At 67.0% G+C, this 16,573-nt stretch carries 15 protein-coding genes; 7 read left to right on the forward strand and 8 right to left on the reverse strand.

Annotated elements, in window-relative coordinates; genetic code table 11:
* Window positions 1–57: 57 nt before the first annotated feature.
* The 6 genes from GON09_RS18580 to GON09_RS18605 form a co-directional block, all read right to left on the reverse strand.
* Window positions 58–816 carry an AIM24 family protein gene (locus GON09_RS18580; protein ID WP_213933081.1) on the reverse strand — a complete coding sequence of 253 codons (759 nt, stop codon included), beginning with the start codon at window positions 814–816 and terminating at the stop codon, window positions 58–60.
* The gene (locus GON09_RS18585) at window positions 813–1,517 is read right to left on the reverse strand and encodes an AIM24 family protein (RefSeq protein WP_213933082.1); all 705 of its coding nucleotides are present in this window, start codon (window positions 1,515–1,517) and stop codon (window positions 813–815) included. The genes GON09_RS18580 and GON09_RS18585 overlap by 4 nt, the downstream gene beginning before the upstream one ends.
* Window positions 1,518–1,523: 6 nt before the next feature.
* The gene (locus tag GON09_RS18590; protein ID WP_213933083.1) at window positions 1,524–2,144 is read right to left on the reverse strand and encodes an AIM24 family protein; all 621 of its coding nucleotides are present in this window, start codon (window positions 2,142–2,144) and stop codon (window positions 1,524–1,526) included.
* Window positions 2,145–2,227: 83 nt separating this feature from the next.
* A complete protein-coding gene (locus tag GON09_RS18595; protein WP_213933084.1) occupies window positions 2,228–3,385 on the reverse strand; it encodes an acyl-CoA dehydrogenase family protein in 1,158 nt (385 codons plus the stop codon).
* Window positions 3,386–3,427: 42 nt separating this feature from the next.
* Window positions 3,428–4,621, reverse strand: a complete 1,194-nt coding sequence (locus GON09_RS18600; protein WP_213933085.1) for an acyl-CoA dehydrogenase family protein — start codon at window positions 4,619–4,621, stop codon at window positions 3,428–3,430.
* Window positions 4,618–5,862, reverse strand: coding sequence for a CoA transferase (locus GON09_RS18605; protein ID WP_213933086.1), 1,245 nt, complete (start codon window positions 5,860–5,862; stop codon window positions 4,618–4,620). Before GON09_RS18605 ends, GON09_RS18600 begins: the two co-directional genes overlap by 4 nt.
* 304 nt (window positions 5,863–6,166) lie before the next feature.
* Here GON09_RS18605 and GON09_RS18610 point away from each other — a divergent pair, with 304 nt between their 5' ends.
* From GON09_RS18610 to GON09_RS18625, 4 genes are all read left to right on the forward strand, one after another.
* Window positions 6,167–7,513 (forward strand): MFS transporter, encoded by a 1,347-nt coding sequence (locus GON09_RS18610; protein WP_213933087.1) that lies wholly within the window; start codon window positions 6,167–6,169, stop codon window positions 7,511–7,513.
* A 166-nt stretch (window positions 7,514–7,679) separates the two neighbouring features.
* Window positions 7,680–8,810 (forward strand): thiolase family protein, encoded by a 1,131-nt coding sequence (locus GON09_RS18615; protein ID WP_213933088.1) that lies wholly within the window; start codon window positions 7,680–7,682, stop codon window positions 8,808–8,810.
* Window positions 8,811–8,879: 69 nt separating this feature from the next.
* Window positions 8,880–9,644, forward strand: a complete 765-nt coding sequence (locus GON09_RS18620) for an SDR family NAD(P)-dependent oxidoreductase (RefSeq protein WP_213933089.1) — start codon at window positions 8,880–8,882, stop codon at window positions 9,642–9,644.
* A 68-nt stretch (window positions 9,645–9,712) separates the two neighbouring features.
* The gene (locus GON09_RS18625; protein WP_374195399.1) at window positions 9,713–11,314 is read left to right on the forward strand and encodes an AMP-binding protein; all 1,602 of its coding nucleotides are present in this window, start codon (window positions 9,713–9,715) and stop codon (window positions 11,312–11,314) included.
* Between the two features lie 111 nt (window positions 11,315–11,425).
* On the opposite strand, the gene GON09_RS18630 is transcribed toward GON09_RS18625, so the two are convergent.
* Window positions 11,426–12,610 carry an acyl-CoA dehydrogenase family protein gene (locus GON09_RS18630; RefSeq protein ID WP_213933091.1) on the reverse strand — a complete coding sequence of 395 codons (1,185 nt, stop codon included), beginning with the start codon at window positions 12,608–12,610 and terminating at the stop codon, window positions 11,426–11,428.
* Window positions 12,611–12,777: 167 nt separating this feature from the next.
* Here GON09_RS18630 and fabG point away from each other — a divergent pair, with 167 nt between their 5' ends.
* The 3 genes from fabG to GON09_RS18645 all read left to right on the forward strand — a co-directional run bounded on the left by fabG (window position 12,778) and on the right by GON09_RS18645 (window position 15,486).
* Complete coding sequence (gene fabG / locus GON09_RS18635; protein ID WP_213933092.1) at window positions 12,778–13,518, forward strand: 3-oxoacyl-ACP reductase FabG; 741 nt, start codon at window positions 12,778–12,780, stop codon at window positions 13,516–13,518.
* 40 nt (window positions 13,519–13,558) lie between these two features.
* On the forward strand, window positions 13,559–14,770 hold the full coding sequence (locus GON09_RS18640) for an acetyl-CoA C-acetyltransferase (RefSeq protein ID WP_213933093.1): 1,212 nt from the start codon (window positions 13,559–13,561) through the stop codon (window positions 14,768–14,770).
* Window positions 14,771–15,057: 287 nt separating this feature from the next.
* Window positions 15,058–15,486 carry a hypothetical protein gene (locus GON09_RS18645; RefSeq protein ID WP_213933094.1) on the forward strand — a complete coding sequence of 143 codons (429 nt, stop codon included), beginning with the start codon at window positions 15,058–15,060 and terminating at the stop codon, window positions 15,484–15,486.
* On the opposite strand, the gene GON09_RS18650 is transcribed toward GON09_RS18645, so the two are convergent.
* Window positions 15,465–16,562 (reverse strand): class I SAM-dependent methyltransferase, encoded by a 1,098-nt coding sequence (locus GON09_RS18650; protein WP_213933095.1) that lies wholly within the window; start codon window positions 16,560–16,562, stop codon window positions 15,465–15,467. The two genes, GON09_RS18645 and GON09_RS18650, sit on opposite strands and share 22 nt — an antisense overlap.
* Window positions 16,563–16,573: the final 11 nt, after the last annotated feature.

Genomic DNA, 16,573 nt, shown 5'->3' on the forward strand with positions numbered 1-16,573 from the left:
TAGTCACAGAACAGGGAGTGCGGATCGGTGTTATACCCAGTTCCCCGCCAGGGTGTGTTACATCTGCTGCTGCTGTTGCATCTGTTGCGAAACCACCTGGTTGATCCGCTGTAGCCCCGGCGACGTGAGTCCCGGAATCTGGTTCTCGATCGTGCGCACCAGCGACGAATCGTCGAGGACCTTCTCGCTGGACTGGATCAGGACGGTGCCCGCGCCCGTGAAATCGAACTGCCGCTCCTCGCCCGACTGCACCCCGAAACGGCGCGCTCCGGCCGAGACGAAGCCGGTGATCCACGATTCGTCGTAGTGGTGGCTGGGTGACGGGCAGTCGGCCCAGCCGACGAGTGCCTCCGGATCGACTCGCAGCGGTGGTTCGGCGAACATCACCGGCCCGTTCGACGACGCAAGGAAACGGCCCGTACCGATGAGGGTGAGGAAACCCGGGACGATCGACTGGTTGAGCGACAGGCCCGGTTCGAAGGCCAGCAGATTGGCCTGCCGGATCGTGAGGTTACCGTCGTCGAGGTCGTAGGAGTTGATGTCGTATCCGCGGTCGCCGAGGATCAGCTTCCCGAAGCCTTCGGCCACGACGTAGTCGCCGAGATAGAGCGGTGCCGAGAACTGCTGGGCCACCATGTGCAGCAGATGTCCCTGCAGACCGTGGGTGAGCGCCGAGAACTGGACCTGCCCGTAGTACGCAATCATCGCGCCCTTCGACAGGAACCAGGGCGTCTGCAGGTCGATGCAATAGGCGTACGGGTTGCCCGGCACGTTGTCACTGCCGCCGAAGCTCGACGGGTTCAGAACGGTACTCACAGCTTCTCCTCCGATGCCTGCACGTAGACGATGCCCTGTCCGCTGCATTCGAGCTGCATGGCCTCCCCGCCGGTGCGACCGACGTTCCGCCAGCTCATCGAGGACTTCAGCTCGGTGCGGACCGCGCCGTAGGACGCCACGAAGGCCTGCGGGTCGACGACCACCGGAGTCGGGCCCCCCACCTGCAGTTCGAACACTCCGCCGTGGGCGAGCAGCACCGCCGCACCCCGGCCGGTCAGCTGGGTGGTGAACATGCCCGTGCCGGTCATCGCGCCGGTGGCGGCGCCGCGCAGCGCCCCGAACAGACCCCCACCGCCACCGCCGCCACCGGAGGCCGCGGCCACCGAGACGACGGTGGACTGCAGTCCGGTGGTGTGAGCGAGCAGGCGGGACGCCTCCACACGCAGTTCGCCGCCCGCAGACATGTCGACGATGTGTGTCTCGAGTCCGCGGAAGCCGTAGTGCACGACGCCGTCGCCCTGCGCGAGCATCGTGGCCTCGTGTTCACCTTGCAGCATGCGCCCCGCCATGCCGGCGAGTCCGCCGAGACCGGGCGCACCTCCGGCCCCGCCGGGAACACCGTGGGGGGAGAACCGGACGTTGCCGGTGTAGAACAGCATCGCGCCGCGACGCGCCACGACGGGACCGGACTGCCCCAGCTCGACGCGGACGACCTTGCCGTTGATCTTCGTGAAGCTCATCTGTTCCTACCGTTCCGCCGGCTGGATGGAGACAACGCCCACGCCGTCCCATTTCAGGGAGAACGCCTCGCCGCTGCCCTGGCCGATGGCCGAGCGCCACGACACGTCGGTGACGAACGACTGCGTGAGCTGCCCCTTCGCGCACACGAACGCGTCGGGGTCGACGACGAGGGGATACTGCGGCGACACCTCGAGGTGGATGAGCGGACCCCCGGCCGAGAGCAGCGCGACCTGCCCGGTCCCCGTCACCGTCGTCGTGAACAGACCCTGACCGCTCATGCCGCCGCGCAGACCCGCGAACGTCACGTTCGTGTTCAGGTTCCCGCTCAACGCCAGCAATTGCTCGGACTCGACCTGCAGCGTCTCGTTGTTCAGATCCAGCACCGTGACGTCCTGCGCCTTGTGCGCGAGATGGACGACGCCCGTGCCGCTGCACTCCATGAGCGAGAGTCCTTCGCCCGTCGCGCGCTGCCGCAACCCGGCGAGAACGCCCTCACCGCCGCCGAATCCGGCGGACTTGAAACCGACCTGTCCTTCGTACGCCACCATCGACCCCGACAGTGCCCGTACGGACGAATTGCTCAGGTGGGCTTCGATCACCCTCTTGGTCTTCACGACTAGCCGCATGGCGGGAAACGATAGCCGGAAACGACTTCGGTGGAGTGAACCCCGGGTAGCGGGGTTCACTCCACCGAAGAACGGCAGAAGATCTACAGGCCCAGATCCTTGGCGATGATCGTCTTCATGACCTCGTTGGTGCCGCCGTAGATACGGGTCACGCGGGTGTCGGCGTAGAGGCGAGCGATAGGGTACTCGGTGATGTAGCCGTAGCCGCCGTGCAGCTGCAGGCACTTGTCGATGATGCGGCCGGCGGCCTCCGTCGCGAACAGCTTCGCGCGGGCGGCGTCGGGCACCGTCAGTTCGTCACGGTCGTTGAGCTCGATGGCGTTGTCGACCATGATCTGCATGGCCTGCAGTTCGGTCGAGCACTCGGCGAGCACGAACTTGGTGTTCTGGAACGACGCGACCGGCTTGCCGAAGACCTTGCGGTCCTTGGTGTATGCGATGGCGTGCTGAATGGCCGCGGCCCCGGTGGCGGCAGCACCGAACGCGATGGTGAGACGTTCCTGCGCGAGGTTCTGCGTCAGGTACGAGAACGCCTCGCCCTCCTTGCCGAGCAGGTCGGCGACGGGCACCTTCACGTCGTCGAACGACAGCTCGGCGGTGTCGGACGTCTTGAGGCCGATCTTGTTCAGTTTGCGTCCGACTGCGAAGCCTTCGCTCTTGGTATCCACCACCAGGATCGACAGGCCGCCACGGCGGTCTTCGGGGTTGTACGGCGAGGTGCGGCACACGACGAGCATGCGGTCGGCGAGAGCGCCGCCGGTGATGAACGTCTTCGCGCCGTTGAGGACGTAGTGGCTGCCGTCCTCCGAGAGCTTCGCGGTGGTCGCGATGTTCGCGAGGTCGGAACCGGTACCCGGCTCGGTCATCGCGATCGCGAACATCAGCTCACCCGAGGCGAATCCGGGGAGCCAGCGCTGCTTCTGCTCCTCGGTGGCGTTCTGCATGATGTACGGCAGGATCAGGTTCGAGTGCACCGACGACGAACCGAACGACACACCGGCCGCCGACGCCTCCTCGGCGAGGATCACGTTGAACTTCAGCGACGTCTCGCCGCCGCCGCCGTACTCCTCGGGAACCTGGATGCCGAGGAGTCCGAGTTCGCCCATGCGGTTGTAGAACTCGCGCGGGGGATGACCGGCCTCTTCCCACTCGGGGTAGACGGGCACGACCTCCTTCGCGATGAAGTCGCGGACGGTCTGCCGGAACGCCTCGTGATCCTCGTTGTACAGCGTGCGCTTCACGCGTTGTCCTTCCAGGGATGGATGTGATTGTGGGGGTGCACCTTACAGTGCGTAGCTGCGCAGCACACCCTTGCTGATGATCGTCTTCTGGATCTCGCTGGTGCCCTCACCGATGAGCAGGAAGGGAGCCTCGCGCATGAGACGCTCGATCTCGTACTCCTTGGAGTAGCCGTAGCCACCGTGGATGCGGAAGCTGGCCTGGGTGACCTCGGAGCAGTACTCGCTGGTGAGGTACTTGGCCATGCCGGCGGCGACGTCGTTGCGCTCGCCGGAGTCCTTCAGGCGCGCGGCGTTGACCATCATCAGGTGGGCGGCCTCGACCTTGGTGGCCATCTCCGCGAGGGAGAACGAGATCGCCTGGTGCTGGGCGATGGGCTTGCCGAAGGTGGTGCGCTGCTGGGCGTACCGGGCGGCGAGCTCGAAGGCGCGGATCGCGACACCGCAGGCGCGGGCCGAGACGTTGACGCGGCCGACCTCGACACCGTCCATCATCTGGAAGAAGCCCTTGCCGGGCTCACCGCCGAGGATCGAATCGGCCGGCGCCTTGTAGTTGTCGAAGACGAGCTCGGTGGTGTCGATGCCCTTGTAGCCCATCTTGTCGATCTTGCCCGGGATGGTGACGCCCGGGACGACCTCTCCGAAACCGGCCGGCTTCTCGACGAGGAACGCCGTGAGGTTCTTGTGCGCCTTGTCGGAGCCTTCCTCGGTCTTGACCAGCGCTGCGACGAGGGTGGAGCTACCGCCGTTGGTCAGCCACATCTTCTGGCCGTTGATGACGTAGTTGCCGTCGGCGTCGCGCTTGGCCTTGGTGCGGATCGCGGCGACGTCGGAGCCGAGTTCGGGCTCGGACATCGAGAACGCGCCGCGGACCTCGCCGGTGGCCATGCGGGGCAGGTAGTACTGCTTCTGCGCCTCGGTGCCGTGCTGGCGGATCATGTACGCGACGATGAAGTGCGTGTTGATGACGCCGGAGACGCTCATCCAGCCGCGGGCCAGTTCCTCGACACACAGCGCGTAGGTCAGCAGCGACTCGCCGAGCCCGCCGTACTCCTCGGGGATCATCAGCCCGAACAGGCCCATCTCGCGCATCTGGTCGACGATGGCCTGCGGGTAGGTGTCCGAGTGCTCGAGTTCCTGAGCGTTCGGGATGATCTCGCGATCGACGAAGGTGCGGACCGTGTCGAGGATCTCGGACTGGAATTCCGTCAGACCGAGGGTCTGGGCGAGGCGGGTCATGCGTGCTCTTTCTGGGAGATGCGGATGGTGCCGGATGCTGCGAGGGCGTCGATCTCGTCGTCGGTCAGCCCGAGATGTTCGGTGAGCACCTCGGCGGTGTCGTCGCCGTTGGCCGGCGCGGGGCGGACTTCGGGGTACCGGCCGTCGAAGGACATCGGGGTGCTCGGTGCGTGGTAGCTGCCGATGCGCGGCTGGTCGAGCTCGTGGAACATCGGGTTGTCGGTCACGCGCGGGTCGACGGCGAGCTCGGCGAAGGTGCGGTAGCGCTCGTGCAGGATCGAGGTGCCGGCCAAGGCTTTTTCGGCCTCGTCGGCGGTGCGCTTGGAGAACCAGGCGCCGAACAGGCTGTTCAGTACATGGCGGTGCTCGAACCGGGTGCCTTCGTCGCGGAAGTCCACTCCGAGGGCGGATTCGAGGGCGGTCACGGCGTCGGCGGTGCCGGTGAGCCCGGTGAGATCGCGGAAGTGCCGGGGCGTGAGCGCGACGATCATGAAGCGCGCGCCGTCGCTGGTCGCGAAGTCGGCACCGTAGGTGCCGTAGACGGAGTTGCCGACCTTCTCCCGGACGGGACGGCCGAGCTGGGCCTCGGCGATGTAGCCGAGATTGCCGACGGTCGCGAACGCGACGTCCTCGAGCGGAAGCACGACTTTCGTTCCGGCACCGGTGATCTCGCGGCGGTAGACGGCGGAGGCGACCGACAGGGCGGCGTACAGGCCGCACGAGACGTCCCAGGCGGGCAGCACATGGTTGACCGGGGTCGAGACGTTCTCGGCGCCGGTGACCTGCGGGAAACCGGCGGCGGCGTTGACGGTGTAGTCGACGGCGCCGGTGCCGTCGGCGCGACCGAGGACCTGCACGTGGATCAGGTCGGGGCGGATCGCGGCGAGTTCGTCGTAGTCGAGCCACGAGCGACCGGCGGCGTTGGTGACCAGCACGCCGGCGTCGATGATCAGGTCGCGGATCAGGTTCTGCGCCTCCTGGCTACGGAAATCCGCTGCGAACGATCGCTTTCCCTTGTTCAGGCCGGCCCAGTAGATCGACTCGTTGTCGTCGGTGACCGGCCAGCGACGGTAGTCCGCGGCACCGCCGATCGGGTCGACCCGGATCACGTCGGCGCCGAGCGCGGCCAGGGTCATGCCGCACAGGGGTGCGGCCACGAAGCTGGACACCTCGACCACGCGCACTCCCGCGAGGGGTGCAGTGGACGAGGGCAGCTCGTCGGTGGAAGCGGTGGAGTTCATGCTGGGCTCGCTCGTCCTCGTCGCAGATTGTTTCGGGCACAGTCAGCATGCCCAGGTTTTGCCGCCGGGAACAGCACCGATCGGCTATCGCTCGGTTAGCGCAGACCAATACTCGATGCGGCCCGAATCCGCCTTGTGATGGGTCATAGGTTTCAGTGATCGATTCGTTCGCCTTCCGCTCTTTGCTTCAGGTGACATGGCTCACGTTCAATACATGCAGACGCCAGGCGTGACGTTCTTCCGACAGCGACATACAGATTGTTCGTAAGTCGGCCATCCCGCTCGAGTTCTGAAGGGACTCCCAGTGACCACAGGCGAAATCGCGCACGACAAGTCGGCAGCCGCCGGCGGGCCCGGTCGGCCGACGACCGGCTCGACACCTCTCGTGACCCCCGGCCGCGCGTGGAGCATGACCGGTCTGGTCATCTTCCTCTACGTCGTCAACTACGCCGACAAGGCCGTCCTCGGCATCATCGCCCAGCCTCTGGCGCGTGAGCTCGGCATGAGCTCCTCCCAGATCGGCCTGGTCGGGTCGCTGTTCTTCGTCACATTCACCGTCGGTGGTTTCTTCGCCGGGCCGTTGAACAAGTACATGACCCTCCGCTGGGCCCTGCTGGCCCTCGGCCTGACCTGGTCGCTCGTCATGCTGCCGCTGGTCGTCAGTGCGAGTTTCGCGATGCTGGTCGTCACCCGCATGCTGCTCGGTCTCGCCGAAGGGCCGAGCTCGGCGCTCATGCACACCGCCGCGTACTCGTGGCACCCGCCGGCCAAGCGTGGCCTGCCCGGCGCCTTCCTGGCCGGTTCCGCCTCGGTCGCCAAGATCGCCCTCGCTCCCGTCCTGACCTTCATCACCGTCGAGTGGGGATGGCGTGCCGCGCTGATCTCGCTGTCGATCCTCGGTGCGATCTGGATGGGCTGCTGGCTCCTCGGCTGGAAGGAAGGCCCCTACACGACCCGGGCCGTCAAGGGCGCCGAGACCGCCGCTTCCGCCGCGCAGACCGAACCGTCCGTGCCGTGGCGCAAGATCTTCCTCACTCGCACCTTCATCAGCTGCGCGATCCTGATCATGGTCGTCTACGCGTTGACCACCGTCGTCCTGACCTGGTTGCCGTCCTACTTCGAGGTCGGTCTCGGCTACAGCGCTCTGCAGGCCGGCTCGATGTTCGCCCTGCCGTCCATCATCGGCCTGTTCCTCATGATCAGCTCGGGCACGGTCACCGACCGTCTCAGCGCCAAGGGTTACCGCTCGCGGGTCGTCCGCATCATCGTGCCCGCCGTCGGCGTGCTCATCTGCGGTGCCATCCTGGTCTTCCTCCCGTCCATCGGTACGCCGGCTCTGGCCGTCGCGGTCGTCTCCATCGGCTACGGCTTCGGCGCCATCGCGTTCCCGCTGATCAACGCCGCGATCTCCGAGTTGTGCCCGCCGCAGCAGACCGCCGGCACGATGGGCGTCTTCCTCGCGCTGATGGCCGTCGGCGGTCTCGTCGCCCCCTACGGCACGGGTGTCCTCGTCGACAACGCCGCCACCGCGGCGGAGGGCTATGCAACGGCCTTCCAGGTCATCGGTGCACTCGGTGCGCTCGCCGCGATCCTGGTGCTCTTCCTGGCCAACCCGGAGCGCGACCGCAAGATCATCCGGGCAGCCGCCTGACCTGTTCGGCATAGCTTCCGCCTAACGGAAGCTTCCGCCGAAAGACTTACCCCTACCGGCCGGGTGCATGGTCTCCTCGAATGTGAGGACCACCACCCGGCCGGTCGTCTTTTCCCACCACGGTTGCCCGGCAACCGTGTCCCGCAACAGCAAAGGACCGATTCGCATGCGCGATGCCGTGATCGTCGACGCCGTCCGTTCCCCCATCGGACGTCGCGGTGGTGCACTGTCCGAGATCCACCCCGTCAACCTGTCCGCCCACGTGCTGACCGCACTGGCGGAGCGGACCGGCCTCGATCCCGCCACGATCGACGACGTCCAATGGGGTTGTGTGAGCCAGGTCGGCGACCAGGCCGGAATCGTTTCGCGCAGCGCCGTGTTCGCGGCCGGATGGCCGGTCACCGTACCCGCCACCACCATCAACCGGGCGTGCGGATCGAGCCAGCAGGCCGTGTCCTTCGCCGCCGCGACCGTCATCTCCGGTCAGAACGACGTCGTGATCGCCGGTGGTGTCGAGTCCATGAGCCGTGTGCCGATGGGCAGCGCCAGCAAGGACGGTCAGCACTTCCCGCAGAACGTGCTCGACCGCTTCGAGGTCGGCGGCTTCAGCCAGGGCATCGGCGCCGAGATGATCGCCGAGAAGTGGGGCTTCTCCCGCACGCAGCTCGACGAATTCTCGCTGCGCTCGCACGAACTGTCCGCGGCCGCCACCGACGCGGGCGCCTTCACCGGCCAGATCGCCCCGGTCGGCGACTTCGCCACCGACGAGGGCATCCGTCGCGGCGGCACCGTCGAATCGCTCGCCAAGCTCAAGACCGTCTTCAAGGAGGACGGTGTGATCCACGCCGGCAACTCCTCGCAGATCTCCGACGGTGCCGGTGCGCTGCTCATCACCACCAGCGAATACGCCGCTGCACAGGGCTGGACCCCGCTCGCGCGCATCCACACCGCCGTCGTCGCCGCCGACGACCCGGTCGTCATGCTCACCGGCCCGATCCCCGCCACCGAGAAGGCGCTGAAGCGTTCCGGTCTGTCCATCGACGACATCGGCGTCTTCGAGATCAACGAGGCGTTCGCACCGGTGCCGCTCGCATGGCAGGTCGAGACCGGCGCGAAGCCCGACCGCCTCAACCCGCTCGGCGGCGCCATCGGTGTCGGCCACCCCCTCGGCGGTTCCGGTGCCATCCTCATGACCCGCCTCGTGCACCACATGCGCGACAACGGCATCCGTTACGGCCTGCAGTCGATGTGCGAGGCCGGCGGCATGGCCAACGCCACCGTTCTCGAACTTCTCTGAGCCGAAGGCTCTCCGAACTGCTCTGATTTCACTTCGTCACCCAGCTGCTACGAATTCGAAGGAAACACTATGGAACTCAAGGGTCTGTCCGTCGCCGTCACCGGCGGAGCGTCCGGTCTCGGCCTCGCCACGGCACGTCGCGTCCTGGCGGCCGGCGGCAACGTCACCCTCATCGACCTCCCCGGCTCGAACGGTGAGGAGATCGCGAAGGAGCTCGGCGACGGCGCCGTCTTCGCCCCCGGCGACGTGACCGATTCGGAGCAGTTCGCGGCGGCACTCGACGTCGCGCACGAGCGCGGCGGTCTGCGCGGTGTCGTGCACTGCGCCGGCGCCGGACGCAAGATGCGTGTCCTCGACAAGGAGGGCAAGGCCGGTTCGCTCGAGGACTTCGAATTCGTGATCCGCCTCAACCTCATCGGCTCGTTCAACGCGTTGCGCCTCGGCGCCGAGCGCATGGCCGAACTCGACCTCATCGAGGACGAGCGCGGCGCCGTGGTCATGACCGCTTCCGTCGCGGCCTTCGAGGGCCAGATCGGCCAGATCAACTACTCGGCGTCCAAGGCCGGCATCGTCGGCATGACGATCGTCGCCGCACGCGACCTCGCCAGCAAGGGCATCCGCGTCAACACCATCGCCCCGGGCATCATGGACACCCCGCTGCTCGCCCGCCTGCGCGACGACGTCCGCAAGTCGCTCGAGGCGACGGTGCCCAACCCGTCCCGTCTGGGCAGCCCCGACGAGTTCGGTCGCCTTGCGACCAACATTCTCGAGAACGGCTACCTGAACGGTGAGACCATCCGTCTCGACGGTGCCATCCGTATGGCACCGCGTTGAGCCGGGCGACGACGATGACTTCCGATTTCGCGTGGACGCAGCGCAGGCTGTCGTACCCGGCGACGTCGATGGCGGTGTGGGCGCCGAGCCTCGCCGCCGTCTACGGCGACCGGCCCGCAGTGGTCGACGGTGACCGTGTCCTCACGTACAACGACCTCGACGCGCGATCGGCGCAGTTCGCCGGCGTGCTGCACGAGGCAGGTGTGCGCGCACGCGACGTCGTGCTCCTGCACCTGGGCAACTGCGTCGAGTTCCACATCGCCTACTACGGCGCACTCCGCGTAGGGGCGGCGGTCACGCTGGTCAATCCGCTCCAGCCCGAGCCGGGCCTGCGCCGCCAGATCGAGGAGACCTCCGCGGCGGCGGCTGTCACGCAGTCCGCCCAGGCGGACACGCTGCTGCGGGCCGCGGAGGGGACGAGTGTCCGGTTGATCGCCGTCGTCTCCGACGCGGCGGTCACCGCGACGGGTGCCGTGCACTTCGGTGATGCGCTCGAGGGTCGTCCCCCGACCTTCGAACCGGTTGTCACCGGACCGGACGACATCGCACACATCGCGTACACCGGTGGCACGACCGGCATTTCGAAAGGTGTGCGGGTACTGCACCGCAACGTCGTCGGCAACGTCACCCAGATGTGCGCGTGGCGGTCCGGTCATCAGCTGGTTGCCGACGTCGACGGACGGATCTCGCTCGAGCCGATCGACGATCTGGACATTGCCGGCGTCGTCCCGGGTCACGGATCGACGATCGTGGTATCCCCGCTCTTCCACGCGCACGCGCTGATCAATACCTCGTTCCTTCTTGCGTGCGGCCTGACCCAGGTGCTCGCAGGACGCTTCGAGCCGGCGCGGATGCTCGAGCTCATCGAGCGGTACGAGGCGAGTTACATCACCGGCAGCCCGGCCATGTGGCACGCGCTCGCAGAACATCCGGATGTGAGGGTTCGGGATCTGTCGACGGTGCGAGTCGTGGCGTCCGGTGCGGCACCGATCGATCGGGTGACGCTCGAAGCGCTCGGCCGGGCGTTCCCCAATGCGCGGATCGCGGAGGGTTACGGTCTGACCGAGGGCACCTGCGTCGTCACGTCGGCCCCGCTCGTCGCCGACGGGGGATACCGTCTCGGCAGCGTCGGATTGCCGATCTTCGACACGGAGGTGCAGATCCGCGCGCAGGGCGACCCGTCGGTCGTCCTCGGGCCGGAGGAGCGCGGGGAATTGTGGGTGCGTGGCCCCCAGGTCACCGGCGGATATCTCGGGCATCCGGAGATCACCGCCGAGCAGTACGTCGACGGCTGGCTCGCGACGGGCGATATCGCATATGCGGATGCCGACGGCTTCGTGTTCATCGCCGATCGCGCGAAGGACATGCTGATCTACAAGGGCTACAACGTGTATCCGCGTGAGCTCGAGGAGATCCTGGTGACACACCCGAAGGTGTCCACCGCCGCAGTCGTCGGCCGTGAAGCGGGTCCGATCGGTCAGGAGCCGGTCGCATTCGTCGTCCCCATCGCCGGGGAGGATGTCGACGAAGAGGAGCTCAAGGCGTTCGTCGCCGAACGCGTCCTGCCGTACAAGAAGATCCGCGAAGTGGTGGTGGTCGACGCGCTGCCGACCTCCGCTGCGGGCAAGGTCCTCAAGACCGATCTGCGATCGCGTCTGACGGTGTCCTGACCCGCACACGAGAAACCCCCGGCATTCGAGGCCGGGGGTTTCTTCGTATGTGCCCCTTCGGAGCTCGTGCGCGGTTCTGGTAGTTGTGGCTACCGGAACCGCGCACGGGCGTCACGAGTTCTTCTTCTGCTCCTGCTTGACGAGCCCGCCACCGATGATCAGGCGCTGGATCTCGCTGGTGCCCTCGTACAGGCGCAGCAGACGCACATCGCGGTAGATCCGCTCGACCGGCACCTCACGCATGTAACCGGTACCGCCGTGGATCTGCACGGCGAGATCGGCGACCTTGCCGACCATCTCGGTGCAGTACAACTTCGCGACAGACGGGGCGATACGGCGGTCGGTCTCCTCCACCCACGCCTTGGCGGCGTCGCGGACGAGGGCGCGACCGGCCATCACACCGGTCTGCTGATCGGCGATCATCGCCTGCACCAACTGGAAGTTGCCGATGGGGTTGCCGCCCTGCGTGGCGGTCGCGGCGTAGGTGACGGACTCGTCGAGGGCGCGCTGCGCCTGGCCGACCGACAGCGCGGCGATGTGCACGCGGCCGCGGGCGAGGGAGACCATCGCGGCCTTGTAACCGACGTCCTCGCTGCCACCGACGAGTGCGGAGTTCGGCACGCGCACGTCGTTGAAGTGCACATCCGCGGTCCAGGCGCCTTCCTGGCCCATCTTGGCGTCCTTGTTGCCCACCTGCACACCGGGGGTGTCGGCGGGGACGAGGAAGACCGCGATGCCGGTGCCGTTTGCATCCGCGGGGCGGGTGCGGGCGAACACGACGAACAGGTTCGCCAGCGGCGCGTTGGTGATGAAGCGCTTCTCACCGGTGATGACCCAGTCGTCGCCGTCGCGCACGGCCTTGGTGCGCAGACCCGACGGGTTCGAGCCGGCGCCCGGTTCCGTGAGGGCGAAGGAAGCCACGACCTCGCCGGAGGCGATGCCCTCGAGCCACTGCTCCTTCTGCTCGTCGGTGCCGAAGTTGACCAGCACCTGGCCCGCGATGCCGTTGTTGGTGCCGAACATCGATCGCAGCGACAGGGTGGTGTAACCGAGCTCCATCGCCAGTTCCGCGTCCTGCTGCAGATTCAGGCCGAGACCGCCCCACTGCTGCGGGATCGCGTAACCGAACAGACCCATGTCCTTGGCGGCCTGACGGATGTCCTCGGGGATCGCGTTGGTCTCGGCGATCTCCTGCTCGCGCGGCACAACCACGTTGCGCACGAACGCGCGGGTCTGCGCGAGGATCTCGCGGAAGTCGTCTTCGTCGACCTCGGGGGCCGGGATGGAGAGTGTCATGTTTACAACCTTCGTACCGTCGCCGAAGGGTGTCCAATACGAATGGCGCCATTCCCGTATAGGCATTGTCGATGGATGAGAGCCGTTCTACCGGCCGGTTCGCCGTTATATTCGGAAGCATCGACATATCTGGGGGCCGTCCCGAGCCCCGCCGAAAGGAATCGTAGATGTCTCTGTTGGAGAACCGCACTGCCGTGATCACCGGTGGCGCTCAGGGAATCGGCTTCGCGATCGCGCAGCAGTTCGTCGACGCGGGCGCTCGCGTGGTCATCGGCGATCTCGATCTCGACGCCGCCACCGCCGCCGCGGAGAAGCTCGGCGGCCGCGACGTAGCCCGCGCGGTGCGTGCCAACGTCGTCGAATCCACAGACTGGGACACCCTCCTCGCCGAGGCCGTCGACGGATTCGGCTCGCTCGACGTGGTGGTCAACAACGCCGGCATCACCCGCGACGCCACCATGCGCACCATGACCGAGGAAGACTTCGACCTCGTGATCTCCGTGCACCTCAAGGGCACCTGGCACGGCACCCGCAAGGCGTCGGCGATCATGCGTGAGGCCAAGCGTGGCGCGATCGTCAACATCTCGTCGCTGTCCGGCAAGGTCGGCATGGTCGGCCAGACCAACTACTCCGCGGCCAAAGCCGGCATCGTCGGCCTGACCAAGGCCGCCGCCAAGGAGATGGCTCACCACGGTGTGCGCGTCAACGCGATCCAGCCCGGCCTGATCCGCTCGGCGATGACCGAAGCGATGCCGCAGAAGGCATGGGATCAGAAGATGAGCGAGATCCCGATGGGCCGCCCCGGCGAGGTCGACGAGATCGCCTCCGTCGCACTGTTCCTCGCATCCGATATGTCCTCCTACATGACCGGCACCGTCCTCGAGGTCACCGGCGGCCGCTTCATGTGACGGTCCGCCCGTCACCTCACTGTTTTCTCGAAAGGTCATCATGCGCGAAGTTGTCATCTGCGAGCCGGTCCGCACCCCGATCGGCCGCTACGGCGGAATGTTCAAGTCCCTCACCGCGGTCGACCTCGGTGTCGCGGCGCTGAAGGGTCTGCTCGAGCGCACCGGTGTTGCGCCCGAACAGGTTCAGGACGTCATCCTCGGTCACTGCAACGGCAACAGCGAGGCCCCGGCCATCGGCCGCGTCGTCGCCCTCGATGCCGGTCTGCCGATCACGGTGCCCGGCATGCACATCGACCGTCGTTGCGGTTCGGGCTTGCAGGCCGTCATCCAGGCCGCCTTCCAGGTCGGTAACGGCGACCACGATCTCGTCGTCGCCGGTGGCACCGAGTCGATGAGCAACGCGGCGTTCTACTCCACCGACATCCGCTGGGGCGGCGCCCGCACCGGTGTGCAGATGCACGACGGCCTGGTCCGTGCCCGCTCGACCGCCGGCGGCCGCTTCTACCCGGTTCCCGGCGGCATGATCGAGACCGCCGAGAATCTGCGTCGCGAGTACTCGATCTCCCGCGACGAGCAGGACGAGCTGGCCCTGAATTCGCACCTGCGTGCCGTCGACGCCCAGAAGAACGGGATCCTCGCCGAGGAGATCATCCCCGTCACGGTCAGCAGCCGTAAGGGCGACGAGGTCATCGACACCGACGAGCACCCGCGCCCGGACATCAGCCTGGAGACCCTGGCCGAGCTGAAGCCGATCATGGGCAAGCAGGACCCCGAGGCCACCGTCACCGCCGGCAATGCCAGCGGCCAGAACGACGCTGCGTCCATGGCGATCGTCACCACCCCGGAGAAGGCCGCCGAGCTGGGCCTGACCCCGCTGGTGCGGTTCGTCTCCTGGGGCGTCGCCGGTGTCGAGCCCAAGGTCATGGGCATCGGCCCCGTGCCGGCCACCGAGGTCGCCCTCGCCAAGGCCGGGATCACTCTCGCCGACGTCGACCTCATCGAGCTCAATGAGGCGTTCGCCGCGCAGGCCCTCGCGGTGACCCGCGAATGGAAGTTCGGCAAGGCCGACTTCGAGCGCACCAACGTCCACGGCTCCGGCATCTCGCTCGGCCACCCGGTCGGCGCGACCGGCGGACGCATGCTTGCCACCCTCGCCCGCGAGCTGCAGCGTCGCGAGGCCCGCTACGGCCTCGAGACCATGTGCATCGGTGGTGGTCAGGGCCTGGCCGCGATCTTCGAGCGCGTCGCATAAGCAGATAGCTCCCGGTTCGGGGAGGTTGTGTTCGGTTCTTTCGAAGAACCCGGACACAACCTCCCCGAACTTTGTTTCCCCCTGTGGACAACATCGGGTTGTCCACACCTCGCCTCTCCGCGGCGGTCGGCTGGGCGTCGCGTGGTGCACGCTCGGCGCGTGATCGATTTCGACGAACCGTTCTCGGGCCGTGCGGCGGCCGAACTCGTCCGCTCCGATCAGTCCGGTCGGTGCCGGGTATCTCGGTCCGACGCGCCCCGAGGCTCGAGACATGTGTGGTCGACGGGATGGTCGTCACGACACCCGAGCAGACGGCCTTCGACATCGCCCGCCGCGCGGAACTCGACCGTGCGGTCGAGATTCTCGATGCCCTGTGCAACGCGACGGGACTGAAAGTGCCCGAGATCGAGGAGCTCTCGCGCCGTAACAAGGGCGCGCACGGCATCGCTTCGGTGAAGCCTGTGCTCGACCTCGTCGACGGTGGCGCAGCTTCACCACCTGAAACCCGTACCCGTCTGTGCTTGATCCGCGCGGGACTGCCCTCACCGGAGACCCGGATCGAAGTGTTCGACGACACCGGTTTCGTGGCGCGGGCCGACATGGGATGGCGGCAGTGGCGGGTGCTCGTGGAGTACGACGGGGCGCATCACTGGACCGATCCCACCCAGCGCACCCGCGACATCGACCGGTACCGCTATCCGGTGCGGAGCAGGTAGAAGCGGAAGAACCCGAAGTCCTCGATGGGCAGCACCTCGACTTCGGTGAAACCGGCGTCGAGTGCATAGCGCCGCAGTGTGGCGGGGCGCATGACGGTGCCCGTCGCGGCGCTCGGTGCGTGGCTCATGCCGTCGGGGAGGCAGATGGTGAGGCTGTAGCCGTACATGAGCCGTTCGACGTCGTCGCCGGGGGCGGTGAAGGTCTCGGCAACCGCTTCGTCCATGACGATCATGAAGCCGCCCGGTGCGAGCGAACGCCGCACCGCTGCCAGTACCTCCACCGGTTGCGGCATGTCGTGAACACACTCGAAGGCGAAGGCGGCGTCGAAGTTTCCTTCAGGAAGCTCGGATGCGTCGCACTGCGTGAACGTGACACGCTCCGCCACATCGGCGTTCCCCGCGAGGTTCGACCGGGCCATCTCGACCGACGGAGCGTCGATGTCGAAGCCGTGCACCTTCGCATCCGGATAGGTCCGCGCGATCGTGATCGTCGACCATCCACCGCCGCAGCCGATGTCGGCGATCTGCGCGCCCGGCTGTCCGAGCACCCCATCGACCTCGGGCACCGAGCGCAGAGCGTCGGGCAACGCCTGCTCGAACAACGGCCTGTTCGCGTCGGCCTGCGATTCGCACACGTCGCGACCGAACTGGCTCCAACTCACCCCACCACCGTTCCGGTACGCCTCGAGCAGGCCGGGCAGCTGCATCGTCGCGCCGACGATCATCCGGGCGAGCGGCGCCATGTACGACAGGCTGTGTGGATCGGTGAGTACTTCGCGACCGGCGAGGGAAAGCCCGAAACGCGGTGGATCACCGTCGTCGACGTCGAGCAGACCGGTGACGGCCTGCTGCTCGAGCCACTCACGGGTGTACCGCGGATGGGTTCCGGTGCGTTCGGCCAGTTCGTCGGCGGTGGCAGGTCCGTCGTCGGCGAGGCTGCGGTACCAGCCGAGACGGTCGCCGACCAGGATCGAAAGGGTGTCCATGGTGCCGAGGACGGAATCGAGGACGCGCTGCGCGAAGGCGTCGGCGGAGTCGAGGTGGAGCGACGAGGTCGAAATGGACATACGGATCATCTCCCGAGGAC

Origin of the sequence: Rhodococcus sp. B50 (assembly GCF_013602415.1) — a bacterium.
Classification (GTDB): domain Bacteria; phylum Actinomycetota; class Actinomycetes; order Mycobacteriales; family Mycobacteriaceae; genus Rhodococcus.